Raw genomic sequence first — 15,882 nt, 5'->3', positions numbered from 1 at the left:
TGGGAAGTGCTGGGCATACCGCTGGGGCCCCGCCGATATACTCGGGGACTACATGGCTCTCACGGGCTGGGATGGATTCGTACAGAACTTCAAGGATTTGAAAGCATGCAATGGATTTTCATGCTGGTCGGTCTGGTCATCGGCGCCGCTGCGGGCGAGTCGATCATCGGCGCTGTAGTGGGCGCGGTCGCCGGCCTCGCCCTCGGGCAAGCCATTGCGCTGCAGGGGCTGAGGCAGGAGAACGCCAGCCTGCGCCGTGATCTGAAAGCCTTCGGCGAGCGCTTCGAACAGGGCACGCAGGCGTTGTACGAACGGCTGTTGCAGGTCGAGCACCGTGCGGAGCGGACACCGTTGTCCAGCGTCGAATTCGTCGCGCCCGAGAGTCCCGAGGCCCCGCTGGAGCCCGCGCCGGTACCCGAAGCGGTGCAACCCGTTGCCGAAACCTCCGCGCCGGAGCTGGAATGGGACATCGAGCTGCCTGCCGCCGAACCGTCGCCGGCGCCCGCGGCCGCCGCTCCCGCCGAGCCGGCCATCGAATGGTCCGAACTGGCCCTCGAACCGCTGGAAACGCCCGAGCCTTCCCCGAGCCAATCCCAGGCGCGTGCCGAGGCACCCCAGCCCCAGGTCGCACCCGCCGCTCCGCCGTCGCCGCCCAAGCCGCCGACGCCGTCCCTGTTCGATCGGGCCTTCGGCGCTGCCCGCGACTGGCTCTTCGGTGGCAACACCGTACTGCGCGTCGGCGTGGTGCTGCTGTTCCTCGGCCTGGCCTTCCTCCTGCGTTACGCCACCGAAGGCATGACCATGCCGCCCCAGGGCCCGTACATCGGCACCGCCTTCGCCGCGCTGGCGCTGCTCGGCCTGGGCTGGTGGCTGCGTCACCGGCGCCCGGCCTACGCGCTGGTCCTGCAGGGCACCGGCGTTGCCGTGCTGTACCTGACGGTGTTCGCCGGCATCAAGCTGTACCCGGCCATGAACCACGGCGAGGTGCTGATCGATCCGCAGGCCGGTTTCGCGCTGCTGGTGGCGGTCACCCTGTTCTCGGCGATCCTGGCCATCCTGCAGGACGCCCTCGGCCTCGCCGCCGCTGCCGCGCTGGGCGGCTTCGCCGCGCCGATCCTGGCGTCCTCCGGGGGAGGCAACCACGTCGCCCTGTTCAGCTACTTTGCCCTGCTCAACGCCGGCATCTTCGCCATCGCCTGGTTCAAGGCCTGGCGCATGCTCAACCTGATCGGCTTCTTCGGTACCTTCGGCATCGGCCTGGCCTGGGGGCTGCGCTCCTACAAACCCGAGCTGTTCGCCACCACCGAGCCGTTCCTGGTCCTGTTCTTCCTCACCTATGTCGCCATCGGCCTGCTGTTCGCCCGTCGCCGCCTGCGCGAGGCGCTCGGAGCACCGGAGGATGATTCCCGCGAGGCGCTGCTGCGCTGGTCGGCGCGGCAGACCGACTACGTCGACGGCACCGTACTGTTCGGCACGCCGCTGGTGGGCTTCGGCCTGCAGTACGGCGTCATCCGGCACCTGGAGTTCGGCGCGGCATTCAGTGCCCTGGCGCTGGGGCTGTTCTATATGGTCCTGGCGCGCCTGCTGGCCGGGCGCACCGCTGGCCGCGCATTGCTGCTGGTGGAGACCTGTCTGGCGCTGGGCGTGGTGTTCGGCACCCTGGCCATTCCGCTGGGCCTGGACGCACGCTGGACCTCCGCCGCCTGGGCCGTGGAGGGCGCCGGCATCTACTGGCTCGGCCTGCGCCAGCAGCGGCCGCTGGCGCGCATCTTCGCGCTGCTGTTGCAGATCGGCGCGGCCCTGGCGTTCCTCGCCGACCTGCGTTCCGACCCGCTGTCGCTGCACCTGCTCGAAGGTGCACCGCTGGGCGCGTTGATGCTCGGCGTGGCGCTGCTGTTCAGCTTCTGGAACCTGCGCAATGCCGATGCGCAGACGCTGCGCAGCTGGGAGCCGAACGTCCGCCCGCTGCTGGCGACCTTCGGCCTGGGCTTCCTCTACCTGATCGCGCCGCTGTGCCTGGGGGCCGACGGCACCGCGATGATCTGGGCGGTGGCGGGCCTGGCGACCTTGTTCGCCGGCCTGCGCCTGCGTTCGCGTACCTTCCTGGCCTGCGCCTTCGCGGTGCAACTGCTGGGCGGTGCGATCTTCCTCCTGCATCTGCGCGGAGCCGAGGCGGGGAGCGGTGTGCTTGGCTCGGGTTGGCGCGGACTGGTGACCGCCTCGTTGATCGGCCTCGCGCTGATTGCCGCCATGCTGATCGCCGCGCGGGATTCCCTGGTGCGCGACGACCGCCGGCTGATGCTCGGTCTGAGCGTCGTCCTGCTGCTGGGTCTGGCCTTCATCAACCTCGCCGTGCTGTTCGTGCTGCCGTGGCGCACCGCGGCCGCCGTCTGGGCCGGCAGCGGCCTGCTGATCCTCTGGCTGAGCCTGCAACTGCAGCAGCGTGCGGCCTTCGTCTTCGGTCTGGTGCTGCAGGTGATCGGTGCGGGCGCCTTCCTGCTCGGCGGCCCGGCGCTGTTCGGCGACCTGCCCGGCGAGGGGCTGAAGCCGCTGGCGCACATGGGCTTCTGGACTCCGGCGGTGCTGGCGCTGGCGGCGCTGGTCGGTGCCTGGCGCCTGCATCGGGCCAGCGCGCACGAGCGTCGTCTGGCGCTGGGTGGGCTGGGCCTGGAGCAACTGTCGCAATTGCTGTTGATCTGGGGCGCCGGCTGGTGGGCCCTGACCGCGCTGTGGGAAATCGCCCGCTTCGTGCCGGCGCCGATGCGCGAGCACGTGGCGCTGCTGGTGGCCGCCGTCAGCGTGGCGCTCTGGTCGCTGCTGGCGCGCCGCGAACAATGGCGTGCGCTGGCGTTGCTGTGCCTGGCGCTGTCGCCGCTGGGCGTGGTGGCGCTGGCCAGTGCCTGGAACCTGGAATACCACCCGCTGGCACAACTGGGCTGGCTTGGCTGGCTGACGCTGTTCGCCGTGCACTTCTTCGCGCTGCGCCGACTCGATGCGCTGCTGCCACGCGTGGCGGCGCGGGCGGCCCACGTGCTGGGTTGCTGGTTGATCCTTGGGGTGGCGGCGCTGGAGCTGCGTTACCTGTTCTTCGCCCTGGCCGAGCACTACAACGCCTGGCGCTGGCTGGGCTGGGCGCTGGTGCCGAGCTGCTACCTGATCCTGATGGGTGGCGTGCGGCGCCTGCCGTGGCCGGTGGCGGCCTTCGAGCGCGAATACCGGGCGCTTGTCGCCGTGCCGGTGGCAGTGGCACTGCTGGGCTGGTTCTGGCTGGTCAACCTGTTCAGCGACGGCTCGGCGGAGCCACTGCCTTACCTGCCGCTGCTCAATCCGCTGGAGCTGGGCATGCTGATCGTGCTGGCGGCGGTGTTCCAGTGGACACGCCTGGGCCTGCCGCAACTCGGGATCGCCGAAGCCCGGCTGCGTCTGCCGGTGCAAGCCGTGCTGGGCGCCTCGCTGTTCGCCCTGCTGACCATGGCGGTGTGCCGTACCGCGCATCACTGGGGCGGCGTGCCGTTCGAGGCCTTCGCCCTGCGCGAGTCGATGCTGGTGCAGGCGGGCCTGTCCATCGTCTGGGCGCTGATCGCGCTGGGTCTGATGATCGCCGGGCACCTGCGTGGTCGCCGCGATTTCTGGTTGGTCGGCGCGGCGCTGCTGGTGGTCGTGGTGGTCAAGCTGTTCCTGGTCGACCGCGCCAGCGGCGGCAGCCTGGAGCGCATCATTTCCTTCATCGGCGTCGGCGTGCTGATGCTGATCGTCGGCTACTTCGCGCCGTTGCCGCCGCGCCGGCCCTCGCCCGACGAGCAACCGCAACAGGAGCAACCTTCCGCATGAAGTTCAAAGCCCTCGTCCTGCTCGCCGTAGCCGGGTGCTGCGGCACGGCCGGCGCCGCGCCGACGCCGGCCGACTTCGCCAATCGCGTGCCGCTGGAGACGTCCGGCAATGGCCCGTGGTATCGCGTGCAACTGCCCATCGAGGTGCTGTTTGCGGCGCGTCATGGCGACCTGCGCGATGTACGCATCTTCAACGCCGAAGGCGAGGCACTGCCCTACAGCCTGCGTACCAGCGCCGCCAGCGAGAGCCGCGTGCGCAGCGAGGTGCAGGCGCGCATCTTCCCGCTGCGCGGGCAGAGCGGCAGCGCCGCCGCCGACAGCGTGAGAGTCGTACGCAGCACCACGGGCACCATCCTGGAAATCACCTCGAACGCGGCGGCCCAGGATTCGCAGCAGGCCCTGCGCGGCTGGCTGCTGGAAACCGGCAGCGGCGACCTGCCGCTGGATCGCCTGCAGCTGGACTGGACGGCCGATAGCGATGGCTTCCAGCGCCTGCGCATCGAGGCCAGCGACGACCTGGAGCACTGGCGTTCCCTTGGCGAAGGACAGTTGGCGCGGCTGGACTTCAACGGCCAGCGCATCGAGCAGAACGACATCGCCTTGCCTGACGAGACGGCGCGCTACCTGCGCCTGTGGTGGGAGTCGCCGCAGCAGGCCGCGCAGTTGACCGGTGCCACCCTGAGCGGCAGCCGCAACAGCAGCGGGCCGATCCCCATGCTGTGGTCGGCCCCGTTGGCGGCCAAGGCCGATGCCAACGGCGAATTCAACTGGAGCCTGCCGCTGGCGCTGCCAGTGGAACGGGTACGGATTCCGCTGGAGCAGGCCAATACCCTGGCGCCGGTGGTGGTCTCCGGTCGCCACGACGGCAATGTGCAGTGGACGCCGCTGGCGCGTGGCGTGCTGTATCGCTTGCCGGGGGAGAGCGGCGAGATCACCCAGGAGGAGCTGGAACTGCCGGGCAGCGCGGTCAGCCAATTGCGCCTGCAGCTGGACGCCCGCGGCGGCGGCCTGGGCGGCGCGACGGCGAACCTGAGCATTGGCGTACGTGCCACCGAGGTGGTCTTCCTCGCCCGTGGCGGCGCGCCCTATCAGCTGGCGGTCGGCAGTGCGTCGGCCACCGATGGCAGCCTGCCGCTGTCCACCCTGGTGCCGGGCTTCGACGCCAAGCGCTTGTCCAGCATGGGCGAGGCCCATCTCAAAGGCAACCTGCAGACCCCGGTGGTCGAGGCGCCGGGCTTACAGCCCAAGGCGGATGGCCGCTGGAAGCGCTATGGGCTGTGGGCGGTGCTGCTGGCCGGCGTCGGCCTGCTCGGGGTGATGGCGCTGAGCCTGTTGCGCAGCAGTCGCCCGCAAAACTGAGCAAGGTTCACGGAGATCGCTGCGAGATAGGGGCGCCGCCTGGGAAAACTCTGCTACTGTGAGGGCGTTCTGTCAGCCCAATAAAAACAAGCACGGAGTAGCAGGATGATCAGACAGGCGCTCACCCCGTTGGCGGCTGCCTGCGTATTGGCGATTGCCTCGCAGGCCTCGGCGGCCCCTTCCCCCTATTCGACCATGGTGGTGTTCGGCGACAGCCTCAGCGACTCGGGCCAGTTCCCCGACGCCGGCGGCCCGGCGGGCGCCTCCACGCGCTTCACCAACCGCACCGGCCCGACCTATCTGGAAGGCCAAGGCGAAGCCTTCGGGCCGACCGCGCCGATGATCCTCGGCGGCAAGCTGGGCGTCTCCTCGGCTGATCTCAACCCCTCGACCTCGCTGGTCGCCGGCACCCAGGACGGCAACAACTGGGCGGTGGGCGGCTACCGTACCGACCAGATCTACGACTCCATCACCGCGCCGGGGGGCTCGGTGGTCAGCGCCGGGGGCAATACCCGCACCCGCGACGGCTATCTGGTCGGGCGCCGGGCGGACCCGAACGCGCTCTACTACCTCACCGGCGGCGGCAACGATTTCCTCCAGCTGCGCATCACCAACGACCCCACCGCCCGTGCCGCGGCCGGGCGCCTGGTGGACAGCGCGGATGCGCTGCACAACGCCGGCGCACGCTACATCATGGTCTGGCTGCTGCCCGACCTCGGCCTGGCGCCGGCCACCAACGGTACTCCGTTGCAGTCCTTCGGCACCCAGCTGTCCGGCATCTTCAACGAGGAGCTGGTCAGCCAGCTCGCCGCGTCCGACGCCAACGTCATCCCGCTGAACATCCCGGGGTTGCTCAAGGAAGTCCTGGCCGACCCGGGTGCCTACGGCCTGGCTACCGGTACCAACCTGGTGGGTACCTGCTTCAGCGGCAACAACTGCCCGGAAAACCCGGTCTACGGACGCCACGGCAGCAACCCCGATCCGACCAAGCTGATCTTCAACGATGGCGTGCACCCGACCATCGCCGGCCAGTCCCTGATCGCCGACTACGCCTATTCGGTACTGGCCGCGCCCTGGGAAGCCACCCTGCTGCCGGAGATGGCGCTGGGTACCTATAACGGCTTCCAGGACACGCTGCACAGCCAGTGGCTGGCGGACTGGGAGAACTGGCAGGCCACGGGGCAGTGGCGCGGCTTCATCTCCGGAGGCGGCCAGCACCTGGACTACGACGACCAGGACAGCGCCGCCAGCGGCGATGGCTTCGGCTACAACCTGACCCTGGGCGGCAGCTACCGCCTTGACGACGCCTGGCGCATCGGCGCCGCTGCCGGCTTCTACCGGCAGAAGCTGGAGGCTGGCGCCGAGGACTCCGACTACAAGCTCAACAGTTACCTGGGCAGCCTGTTCGCGCAGTACCAGCAGAACCGCTGGTGGGCCGACGCCGCGGTGACCGGCGGCTACCTCGACTACGACGAGGCCAACCGCAAGTTCGCCCTCGTTGACCGCACCGTCGAGGAGAAGGGTGACACCAACGGCAGCCTGCTGGCCTTCAGCGGCCGCCTCGGCTACGACATCGCCCAGGGCGGCGAGAACTGGCACCTGTCGCCCTTCGTCAGCGCCGACTGGGCGCGGGTGAAGGTGGACAGCTACGAAGAAGATGGCGGCCATTCCACCTCGCTGGCCTTCGACGAGCAGGACCGCTACTCCCGGCGCCTCGGCGCTGGCTTGCAGGGCAAGCTCGACCTGTCCGCCGAGACCCAGCTGTTCGGCGAGGTGGCGGTGGAGCGCGAATACGCCGATGACACCCAGAACGTCGGGATGAACTTCACCAGCCTGCCGGCCAACGACTTCACCCTGCAGGGCTACACTCCGCAGAGCCACATGCAGCGCCTGTCGCTGGGTTTCTCGCAGAAGCTGACGCCGGAGCTGTCGCTGCGCGGCGGCTATAGCGCGCACCACAGCAGCGATGACCTGGCGCAGGGGGTCAACCTGGCGTTGAGTCTGGATTTCTGACGAGTCGAGAGGGCAGGGGAGTCCGGTGCGCGCCGGGTTCCCCTCGCCAGTAATACCCCGTTGTTACCCCGCCAGCCCCTCGTGTCGCTAGACTGCCGGTCCGTTATTCGAGGACCCGCCATGACCTTCACCACCGAACTGCAGCCCGGCGTCTGTGCCGAGCCGGAAGCCGTCACCCAGGACTACGTGTTCAACCACACCATGCTGCGGGTGAAGAACCCGGAGCCGTCGCTGGACTTCTACACCCGCGTGCTGGGCATGCGCCTGCTGCGTCGGCTGGACTTCGAGGAAGCCCGCTTCTCCCTGTACTTCCTCGCTCACACCAAGGGCCGCGCGGTGCCGGACGACACCGGTGAGCGCCAGCGCTATACCTTCGGCCGCGAGTCGGTGCTGGAGCTGACCCACAACTGGGGTACCGAGTCCGATGACAGCCAGTACCACAACGGCAACAGCGAGCCGCGCGGCTTCGGCCATATCTGCTTCTCGGTGCCGGATATCCAGGCCGCCTGCGCACGTTTCGAGGCGCTGGGCGTACCGTTCGTCAAGCCGCTGGAGCGGGGCATGAAGAACGTCGCTTTCATCGCCGACCCCGATGGTTATTGGGTCGAGATCGTCCAGGCTTCGCTCAACGGCGAGCTGGGACGCGGCTGAAGGCCGCAGCCGCGCTTCGGGCGGGGGAACTGCCCGTGGCTGGCGGGTTCCAAGCAATCGGCGCGGCCACCGTGCAGGAGGCAACGCGCCCGATTCCACGCTAGAATGCGCCCTGATTTTTCCCCTTCTCCCCTGGAGCCTTTCATGTCCCGCGTTACCCTGAGCCGCTATCTGATCGAGCAGACCCGCAGTCACAACACCCCGGCCGACCTGCGCTTCCTCGTCGAGGTGGTGGCGCGCGCCTGCAAGGAAATCAGCCATGCCGTGTCCAAGGGCGCTCTCGGCGGCGTGCTGGGCAGCATGGGCACCGAGAACGTGCAGGGCGAAGTGCAGAAGAAGCTGGACGTGATGTCCAACGAAATCCTGCTGGAAGCCAACGAGTGGGCAGGTAACCTGGCCGGCATGGCCTCCGAGGAGATGGACCATCCCTACCAGATCCCCGGCAAGTACCCCAAAGGCGCCTACCTGCTGGTCTTCGATCCGCTGGACGGCTCCTCCAACATCGACGTCAACGTCTCGGTCGGCACCATCTTCTCCGTGCTGCGCTGCCCCCATGAGTACCTGAGCCAGAACGACAGCCTGCGCGAGGAAGCCTTCCTCCAGCCGGGCACCACCCAGGTCGCCGCCGGCTACGCCATCTACGGCCCGCAGACCATGCTGATCCTGACCCTGGGCAACGGCGTCAAGGGCTTCACCCTGGACCGCGAGCTGGGCAGCTTCGTGCTGACCCACGAGAACATCACCGTTCCCACCAGCACCGCCGAGTTCGCCATCAACATGTCCAACGAGCGCCACTGGGAAGCCCCGGTGAAGCGCTACGTCAGCGAACTGCTGGCCGGCAAGGAAGGCCCGCTGGGCAAGAACTACAACATGCGCTGGATCGCCTCCATGGTGGCCGACGTGCACCGCATCCTGACCCGCGGTGGCGTGTTCATGTACCCGCGTGACTCCCGCGAGCCGGAGAAGCCCGGCAAGCTGCGCCTGATGTACGAAGCCAACCCGATGTCCTTCATCATCGAGCAGGCCGGCGGCGCCGCCACCAACGGTTACCAGCGCATCCTCGAAATCCAGCCGGAAAACCTGCACCAGCGCGTCGCGGTGTTCCTGGGCTCCAAGGAAGAGGTCGAGCGCGCCACTGCCTACCACAAGGAAGGCTGATGGCTGCAGAGTCTCCCTGGCAGGCACTGCTGGACTGGTGGTTCGGCAGCTCGCTGGACGCCGTCGAGGTGTCCGCGCAGCGTAACTCGCTCTGGTTCGGCAAGAGCGCCTGCCAGGACGTGGACTCGGAAAATCGTTTCGGCGGTCTGGTGCGCCAGGCCCTGGACGGCGGTCTGCAGGAGTGGGAGCGCGAGCCACAGAGTTGGCTGGCGCTGATCCTGCTGCTGGACCAACTGCCGCGCATGATCTTTCGCGACAACCCGCGCGCCTACGCCGGCGACGCCCGCGCCCAGCAGCTGGTGCGCCAAGGCCTGGAAGCCGGTTTCGACCGCCAACTGCCGCGCATCGAGCGGGTGTTCGTCTACATCGTGCTGGAACACGCCGAAGACCTGGCCAGCCAGGATGAGGCGGTGCGTCTGTACGAAGCGCTGCAGGCCGAAGCCAGCGCCAGCGAGAAGGTCCTGTTCGCCGGTTATCTCGCCTATGCACGCAAGCATCAGGCGGTGATCGCCCGTTTCGGTCGCTTCCCCCACCGCAACGCCATCCTCGGCCGTCCATGCAGCGCCGAGGAAACGCAGTTCCTCACGGAACCCGGCTCGCGTTTCTGACTCCAACACGGCGGCCGATTCGGTCGCCCTGTGCCAAGCTTGTTGGCATGTCCCTTAAACAATGGAGTTGTCGATGTCCTTCCGCCGCCTTGCGCTCGTCGCGTTCTGTGTCGTCCTGGCCGCCTGCAGCAAGATCAACCAGGAAAACTATTCCAAGATCAAAACCGGCATGACCAAGGCCGAGGTCGAGAGCCTGCTCGGCAAGCCGACCGAATGCTCCGGCGCGCTGGGCGTATCCAGTTGCACCTGGGGTGATGAGAAGGCGTTCATCAGCATCCAGTACGCCGGTGACAAGGTGCTGCTGTTCTCCGCCCAGGGCCTGAAGTAATCGCCCAGGCAGGGCAGGCAGCCAAGGAGGAGTGAATGCGTCGATCCATCACCTGGCTGGCCTGCCTCGTTGTTCTGAGCGGTTGCGCGGGCCCCATGCAGCCGCCGCAGACTGTACAGGTCGACCTCAGGCGCTATGAGGGAACCTGGTACGAGCTGGCGCGCAAGCCGATGTTCTTCCAGCGGCAGTGCGCCCAATCCGAAGCGCACTACCGCCTGCAGGACGACGCCAGCCTCGCCGTAACCAACCGATGCCTGACCAGGGACGGCGAATGGGACCAGGCTACCGGTCGCGCCGAGGCCCAGGTAGCAGGTCGAACCGACAAGCTCTGGGTGCGCTTCGACAACGCCTTCTCGCGGATCTTCCCGGGGCTCGCCAAGGGCGACTATTGGGTGCTTTACGTCGACGATGATTACCAGACCGCCCTGGTGGGTAACCCGAATCGTGAATACCTGTGGCTGCTCTCGCGTCAGCCGGTGGTGCCGGACGCGATCCGCATGCATCTGCTGGAGTTGGCCCATGAGCGCGGCTATCAGACTGACGACCTGATCTGGCGGGCAGCCGATTCCACTTCAGCGGCCCAATGAAAAAACGCCCCAAGGGGCGTTTTTTTCGTGGCGGCTATTCCGGTGGTACTGCCTGTGCGGGCTGTTTGTAGGAGCGAGCTCGCTCGCGAACCAGCCCCGCTGCGGAGATTGTTCGCGAGCAAGCTCGCTCCTACAGGGGCCTGTCAGTCCAGCAGTTCGCGCAGCACGCCAGCGAACGCCTGGGTGCTTTGCTCCTCAAGAGCATGCCGGCCTTCGCGCACCCGCCATTGTCCGGCGACCATCACATCGCGTACCTGGCGATCCCCGCCGGCGAACAGCCAGCGGTTGAGGAGGGCGTCACCGCGGGCGGTCTGCAGGTACGGATCGCCGCCATCGAGCACCAGCAGGTCGGCGCGCTTGCCCACCGCCAGCTCTCCGGTGGGCTGGTCGAGGGCCTGGGCGCCGCCGGCGAGGGCGCCGTCGAACAGGGTGCGGCCGACCATCGGCTGGTTGGCGCCATACAGGCGGTTGCGGCGCTGGTCGCGCAGGCGCTGGCCGTATTCCATCCAGCGCAGTTCCTCGACCACGCTCAGGGACACGTGGCTGTCCGAACCGATGCCGTAGCGGCCGCCCTGGGCGAGGTAGTCCACTGCCGGGAAAATGCCGTCGCCCAGGTTCGCTTCGGTGGTCAGGCACAGGCCGGCTACCGCGCCGCTGCGCGCCATCAAGGTCACTTCGTCGGCCTCGGCATGGGTGGCGTGGACCAGGCACCAGCGCTCGTTCACCTCGACGTTCTCGTACAGCCACTGCAACGGGCGGCGGCCGCTCCAGGCCAGGCAGTCGTCGACTTCCTTCTGCTGCTCGGCGATATGGATGTGCACCGGGCAGCCGGTGGAGTCGGCGCCCAGCACCTCGGCGATCTGCTGCGGAGTGACCGCGCGCAGGGAATGGAAACACAGGCCGAGGCTCTGCTGTGGCTGGGTCGCCAGGTGCGAGCGCAGGCCGTCGATCAGCTTCAGGTAGCCTTCGGTGCTGTTGATGAAGCGGCGCTGGCCTGCGCTCGGCGCCTGGCCACCGAAGCCGGCGTGGGAGTAGAGCACTGGCAGCAGGGTCAGGCTGATGCCGGCGTCGGCCGCGGCCTGGCTGACGCGCAGGGCCAGTTCAGCCGGGTTGGCGTAGGGCTTGCCGTCGGCGTCGTGGTGCACGTAATGGAACTCCGCGACGCCGGTGTAACCGGCCTTGAGCATCTCGATGTAGAGCTGGCGGGCGATCACCCCGACCTGCTCGGGCGACAGGCGGCCGACCAGGCGGTACATCAAGTCACGCCAGGTCCAGAAACTGTCGTTGGGATTGCCGGCGACTTCCGCCAGGCCCGCCATGGCGCGCTGGAAGGCGTGCGAGTGGAGGTTCGGCATGCCGGCGAGCAACGGGCCGGCAACACGCTCGGCGCCCGCATCGCTGGCGTCCGCAGTGATCGCGGTGAACAGGCCGTCGGCATCGATCTCGAAGCGGACATTGCGCGCCCAGCCGGAGGGCAGCAGGGCGGATTCGGCGAATAGGACGGACATGCGCGGGGCCTCGCAGGGTTCTTGGAATTTGTATATACATATACAGACGTTTGCCAAGTCCGTAAACTGCATGGCAACCCGACGGTCTGAGGACTTGTCTGCACGAGTCGAATCCGGTACATGCCGGAGTCATACCGCAGTCGCACCGTACTGTCGCCACGACAAGGAGTTTCCCGTGCCCGCATCGCCCACGCCTACCCCGCCCGTCGAGGGTTCGTCGCTCGCCGCGCAGATGGGGGAAATTCCCGCGCCGCTGTACGCGCGGGTCAAGCAGATGATCGTCCAGCAGATCCAGTCCGGCACCTGGCCGCCTCACCATCGAGTGCCATCGGAAGCCGAGCTGGTGGCGGAGCTGGGTGTCAGCCGGATGACCATCAACCGCGCGCTGCGCGAGCTGACCGCCGACGGCCTGCTGGTGCGCATGCAGGGTGTGGGGACCTTCGTCGCCGAGCCCAAGGGCCAGTCGGCGCTGTTCCAGGTGCAGAACATCGCCGAGGAAATCACCGCGCGTGGCCACAAGCACCACTGTGTGGTGATCCGTTTGGTGGAGGAGCTGGCCAGCGCCGAGCGCGCGCTGGCGCTGGACATGCGCGAAGGCCAGCGCATCTTCCACTCGGTGATCGTGCACTACGAGAACGATATCCCGGTGCAGATCGAGGACCGCTACGTCAACGCGGCCGTGGCGCCGGATTACCTGAAGCAGGATTTCACCGGGCAGACGCCGTTCGCCTACCTCACCCAGGTCGCGCCACTGAGCGAGGGCGAGCACGTGGTCGAGGCGGTGCTGCCCAGCCCCGAGGAATGCAAGCTGCTGTCCATCGACCGCCACGAGCCGTGCCTGCTGATTCGTCGGCGCACCTGGTCGGGACGCAATACCGTGACCAGCGCGCGCCTGCTCTATCCGGGGTCGCGCTACCGCCTGGAAGGACGTTTCAGCTCATGACCGATGTGAAGCTTTTGCGCGCCGCCGACTACCCGGCGATGCCCTGGAAGAACGGCGCAGGCACTACCCGTGAGATCGTCCGCGACACTGGCGACGGGCTGGAAGGTTTCGGCTGGCGCGTGTCCATCGCCGACGTTGGCGCCCCAGGGCCTTTCTCGGCCTTCACCGGTTACCAGCGCGTCATCAGCGTGCTGGAGGGCGAGGGCATGCGCCTGAACGTGGATGGCATCGATTCCCGTGACCTGCGCGTCCTCGATGCATTCGCCTTCGATGGCGCCAGTGCGGTGGATTGCACCCTGCTGGGCGGCGCGATCCGCGACTTCAACCTGATCTATTCGCCCACGCGCTACCGGGCACGTTTGCAGTGGCTGCGGTTGGACCGTGAAGCGCACTTCTTCAGCAGCGCGTCGACGGTGCTGCTGTTCAGTGCCGGCGAGGGGATTCACGCCAGCCTGAACGGCGCGGCCAGGGGCGTGCTGGGGCTGCACGACACGCTGATCGCCGAAGGCGACGGTATGCTGCGCGAGTGGCGGCTGACGGTGGCGGGCAGTGCGGGTATCTGCGTGATAGAACTCGAAGCACGCTGAACAGAAAAGGGCGCCGGGAGGCGCCCTTTTTGTTGGTGGGATGTTGATCCGTAGGGCGCATAAAGCGGAACGCTTTATCCGCCATCATGGCCGAGCGGCGGATAACGCCAAAGGCGTTATGCGTCCTACATCGTGGGTTACGAATACAACCGCTCGTAGCCAATCCAGCGGCTCATCACCCCCTCTTCGACCCAGGCCCGCGCCGAAGCGATGTCCGGGGCGAAGTAGCGGTCCTGCTCGTAGTGCGGCACCTGGCTGCGGATCAGCGTGCGCACTTCCTGCAATTGCGGCGAGCTCTGCAGCGGCGCGTGGAAGTCCACGCCCTGGGCTGCGGCGAGCAGTTCGATGGCGACCACCCCGGCGCTGTTGCCGGCCATGTCCAGCAGGCGACGGGCGGCGAAGGTAGCCATGGACACATGGTCTTCCTGGTTGGCCGAGGTCGGCAGGCTGTCCACCGAGGCCGGGTGCGCCCAGGTCTTGTTCTCCGAGGCCAGCGCCGCCGAGGTGACCTGGGCGATCATGAAGCCGGAGTTCAGGCCGCCTTCCTTGACCAGGAAGGCCGGCAGGCCGGACATCGCCGGGTCCACCAGTTGGGCGATGCGCCGCTCCGACAATGCGCCGATCTCGGAGATCGCCAGCGCCAGCACGTCGGAGGCCATGGCCACCGGCTCGGCGTGGAAGTTGCCGCCGGAGAGCACGTCGCCGTCGGCGCTGAACACCAGCGGGTTGTCGGAGACGGCATTGGCCTCGCGCAGGAACACCCCGGCGGCGAAACGCAGGTGGTCGAGGCAGGCGCCCATCACCTGCGGTTGGCAGCGCAGGGAATAGGGGTCCTGCACGCGCTTGCAGTCGATATGCGACTGGTTGATCGGGCTGTCATGCAGCAGCTCGCGGTACAGCGCGGCGACCGCGATCTGTCCCGGCTGGCCGCGCACGGCCTGGATGCGCGCGTCGAAGGGGACGAACGAGCCTTTCAGTGCTTCCACGGTCAGGCTGCCGGCGACCACCGCCGAAATGAACAGCTTCTCCGCCGCGAACAGCCCGCGCAGCGCCAGGGCGGTGGAGACCTGGGTGCCATTGATCAGCGCCAGGCCCTCCTTCGGACCGAGGGTCAGCGGCGTGGCGCCGGCAAGGGCCAGACCCTCCACTGCGTCGAGGATGCGCCCTTCATGGCGGACCTGGCCGACGCCGATCAGCGCCGAGGACAGGTGTGCCAGCGGCGCCAGGTCGCCCGAGGCGCCCACCGAGCCCTGGGACGGAATGCAGGGATAGACCCGCGCCTGGTAGAGCTTGAGCAGCGTCTCGATCACCGGCAGGCCGACGCCGGAGAAACCCCGCGCCAGGGAGCCGATCTTCAGCGCCATGATCAGCGCCACGCTGGCGTCGTCCAGCAAGGGGCCGGTGCCGGTGCAGTGGGAGAGGATCAGATTGCGCTGCAGGGTGGCAAGCTGGTCCTCGGGGATCGAGGTGCGGGCGAGCAGGCCGAAGCCGGTATTGATGCCGTAGACGGTGCGTTGGTCGGCGATGATCTGGCTGACCGTCTGGGCGCTGCGCAGTATGGTCTCGCGGCACTCATCGGCGAGCTGCAGGACGGGTTGGTGCTGATAGATGGCGCGCAGCTGGTCGAGGTCGAACTGGCCGGGCGTCAGGAGCAGGGTTTCGGACATGTCAGCTTCCTGGAATCGGTGAAGTGTTACTGCGGTCGTATCCTGTATATACAGGTATAGCAATCGCCGTGCCATGGCTTCGGGTATACGCCTGCCTCGGTCGGTGCTGCGTGCGGCCGTTCTCCAGCAAGTGAATGTTGCCGGCCGGGGCATTTCCAGTCCGATGGTCGTGATCTGCTGCGGGCCCCGGGGTAGTGGTATGCCCCACAACTCCCCTGAAGGGCTCCGGGGCTGGCGCGGATGTTTCGGCTGTTGCAGTTGCGACCTTGCTCCGCCGAAACGGTTTTTTCATCGGGGCGGTAGCGGTGACCACCAGCGGGCGATCAGCAAGATCGCAGCGGAATGGAGCGAATCGCCGGGCATGCGGGGTAACGGTGAGTAGCTTGTCTATACAACCTGCGTTTCTTCGTAACGGGTGGTGTTACCGAATGCCACGAAAGGGTGCAGATGAGCTTCTTCCTGGTGCGTTTGCCTTCGTTCCGAAACGCCTCTCAGTCGTTCCAATCTGGCCGATCAATAAAAATAAATTCTTATAAATCAATTGGTTAAATTTTAATTTGGACGCCCTTCGATTCAGTTTGAGCAAGGTTGGCCTTTCGTTTGCTTATACTTGTACATACAAGCATAGACATGAAGATTCTGA

Annotated in this window: 12 protein-coding genes; 10 read left to right on the top strand and 2 right to left on the bottom strand. The window is 67.2% G+C overall.

Annotated features, from left to right (window positions below):
- The first annotated feature begins 105 nt into the window (after positions 1-105).
- The 8 genes from ACAW63_RS02440 to ACAW63_RS02405 all read left to right on the top strand — a co-directional run bounded on the left by ACAW63_RS02440 (position 106) and on the right by ACAW63_RS02405 (position 10,534).
- Entirely contained in the window at positions 106-3,831 is a 3,726-nt protein-coding gene (locus ACAW63_RS02440; protein WP_371231437.1) for a DUF2339 domain-containing protein, read from the top strand.
- Positions 3,828-5,189 (top strand): DUF3999 domain-containing protein, encoded by a 1,362-nt coding sequence (locus ACAW63_RS02435; RefSeq protein ID WP_371231435.1) that lies wholly within the window; start codon positions 3,828-3,830, stop codon positions 5,187-5,189. The genes ACAW63_RS02440 and ACAW63_RS02435 overlap by 4 nt, the downstream gene beginning before the upstream one ends.
- A gap of 105 nt (positions 5,190-5,294) precedes the next feature.
- Entirely contained in the window at positions 5,295-7,202 is a 1,908-nt protein-coding gene (gene estP / locus ACAW63_RS02430) for an esterase EstP (RefSeq protein WP_371231433.1), read from the top strand.
- Positions 7,203-7,322: 120 nt separating this feature from the next.
- Positions 7,323-7,853: a lactoylglutathione lyase gene (gloA, locus tag ACAW63_RS02425; RefSeq protein ID WP_371231431.1), complete on the top strand. Its 531-nt coding sequence runs from the start codon at positions 7,323-7,325 to the stop codon at positions 7,851-7,853.
- A 144-nt stretch (positions 7,854-7,997) separates the two neighbouring features.
- Positions 7,998-9,011: a class 1 fructose-bisphosphatase gene (locus tag ACAW63_RS02420; RefSeq protein WP_275609042.1), complete on the top strand. Its 1,014-nt coding sequence runs from the start codon at positions 7,998-8,000 to the stop codon at positions 9,009-9,011.
- The gene (locus tag ACAW63_RS02415) at positions 9,011-9,619 is read left to right on the top strand and encodes a DUF924 family protein (protein WP_371231429.1); all 609 of its coding nucleotides are present in this window, start codon (positions 9,011-9,013) and stop codon (positions 9,617-9,619) included. Before ACAW63_RS02420 ends, ACAW63_RS02415 begins: the two co-directional genes overlap by 1 nt.
- A 73-nt stretch (positions 9,620-9,692) precedes the next feature.
- A complete protein-coding gene (gene bamE, locus ACAW63_RS02410) occupies positions 9,693-9,947 on the top strand; it encodes an outer membrane protein assembly factor BamE (RefSeq protein ID WP_243804161.1) in 255 nt (84 codons plus the stop codon).
- Between the two features lie 35 nt (positions 9,948-9,982).
- Complete coding sequence (locus ACAW63_RS02405) at positions 9,983-10,534, top strand: lipocalin family protein (RefSeq protein WP_371231428.1); 552 nt, start codon at positions 9,983-9,985, stop codon at positions 10,532-10,534.
- 143 nt (positions 10,535-10,677) lie between these two features.
- On the opposite strand, the gene ACAW63_RS02400 is transcribed toward ACAW63_RS02405, so the two are convergent.
- Entirely contained in the window at positions 10,678-12,042 is a 1,365-nt protein-coding gene (locus tag ACAW63_RS02400) for a formimidoylglutamate deiminase (RefSeq protein WP_371231426.1), read from the bottom strand.
- Positions 12,043-12,274: 232 nt separating this feature from the next.
- Here ACAW63_RS02400 and hutC point away from each other — a divergent pair, with 232 nt between their 5' ends.
- Together hutC and ACAW63_RS02390 are read left to right on the top strand one after the other, a co-directional pair.
- A complete protein-coding gene (gene hutC, locus ACAW63_RS02395; RefSeq protein WP_371234551.1) occupies positions 12,275-12,985 on the top strand; it encodes a histidine utilization repressor in 711 nt (236 codons plus the stop codon).
- Positions 12,982-13,572, top strand: coding sequence for a HutD family protein (locus ACAW63_RS02390; protein ID WP_371231424.1), 591 nt, complete (start codon positions 12,982-12,984; stop codon positions 13,570-13,572). The genes hutC and ACAW63_RS02390 overlap by 4 nt, the downstream gene beginning before the upstream one ends.
- 137 nt (positions 13,573-13,709) lie before the next feature.
- Here ACAW63_RS02390 and hutH read toward each other — a convergent pair whose 3' ends face one another.
- On the bottom strand, positions 13,710-15,239 hold the full coding sequence (gene hutH / locus ACAW63_RS02385; RefSeq protein ID WP_371231422.1) for a histidine ammonia-lyase: 1,530 nt from the start codon (positions 15,237-15,239) through the stop codon (positions 13,710-13,712).
- Between the last annotated feature and the right edge of the window lie 643 nt (positions 15,240-15,882).

It is taken from the genome of Pseudomonas sp. QE6, assembly GCF_041379005.1.
GTDB lineage: Bacteria > Pseudomonadota > Gammaproteobacteria > Pseudomonadales > Pseudomonadaceae > Pseudomonas.
This window is presented reverse-complemented; position numbering and strand designations above follow the sequence as displayed.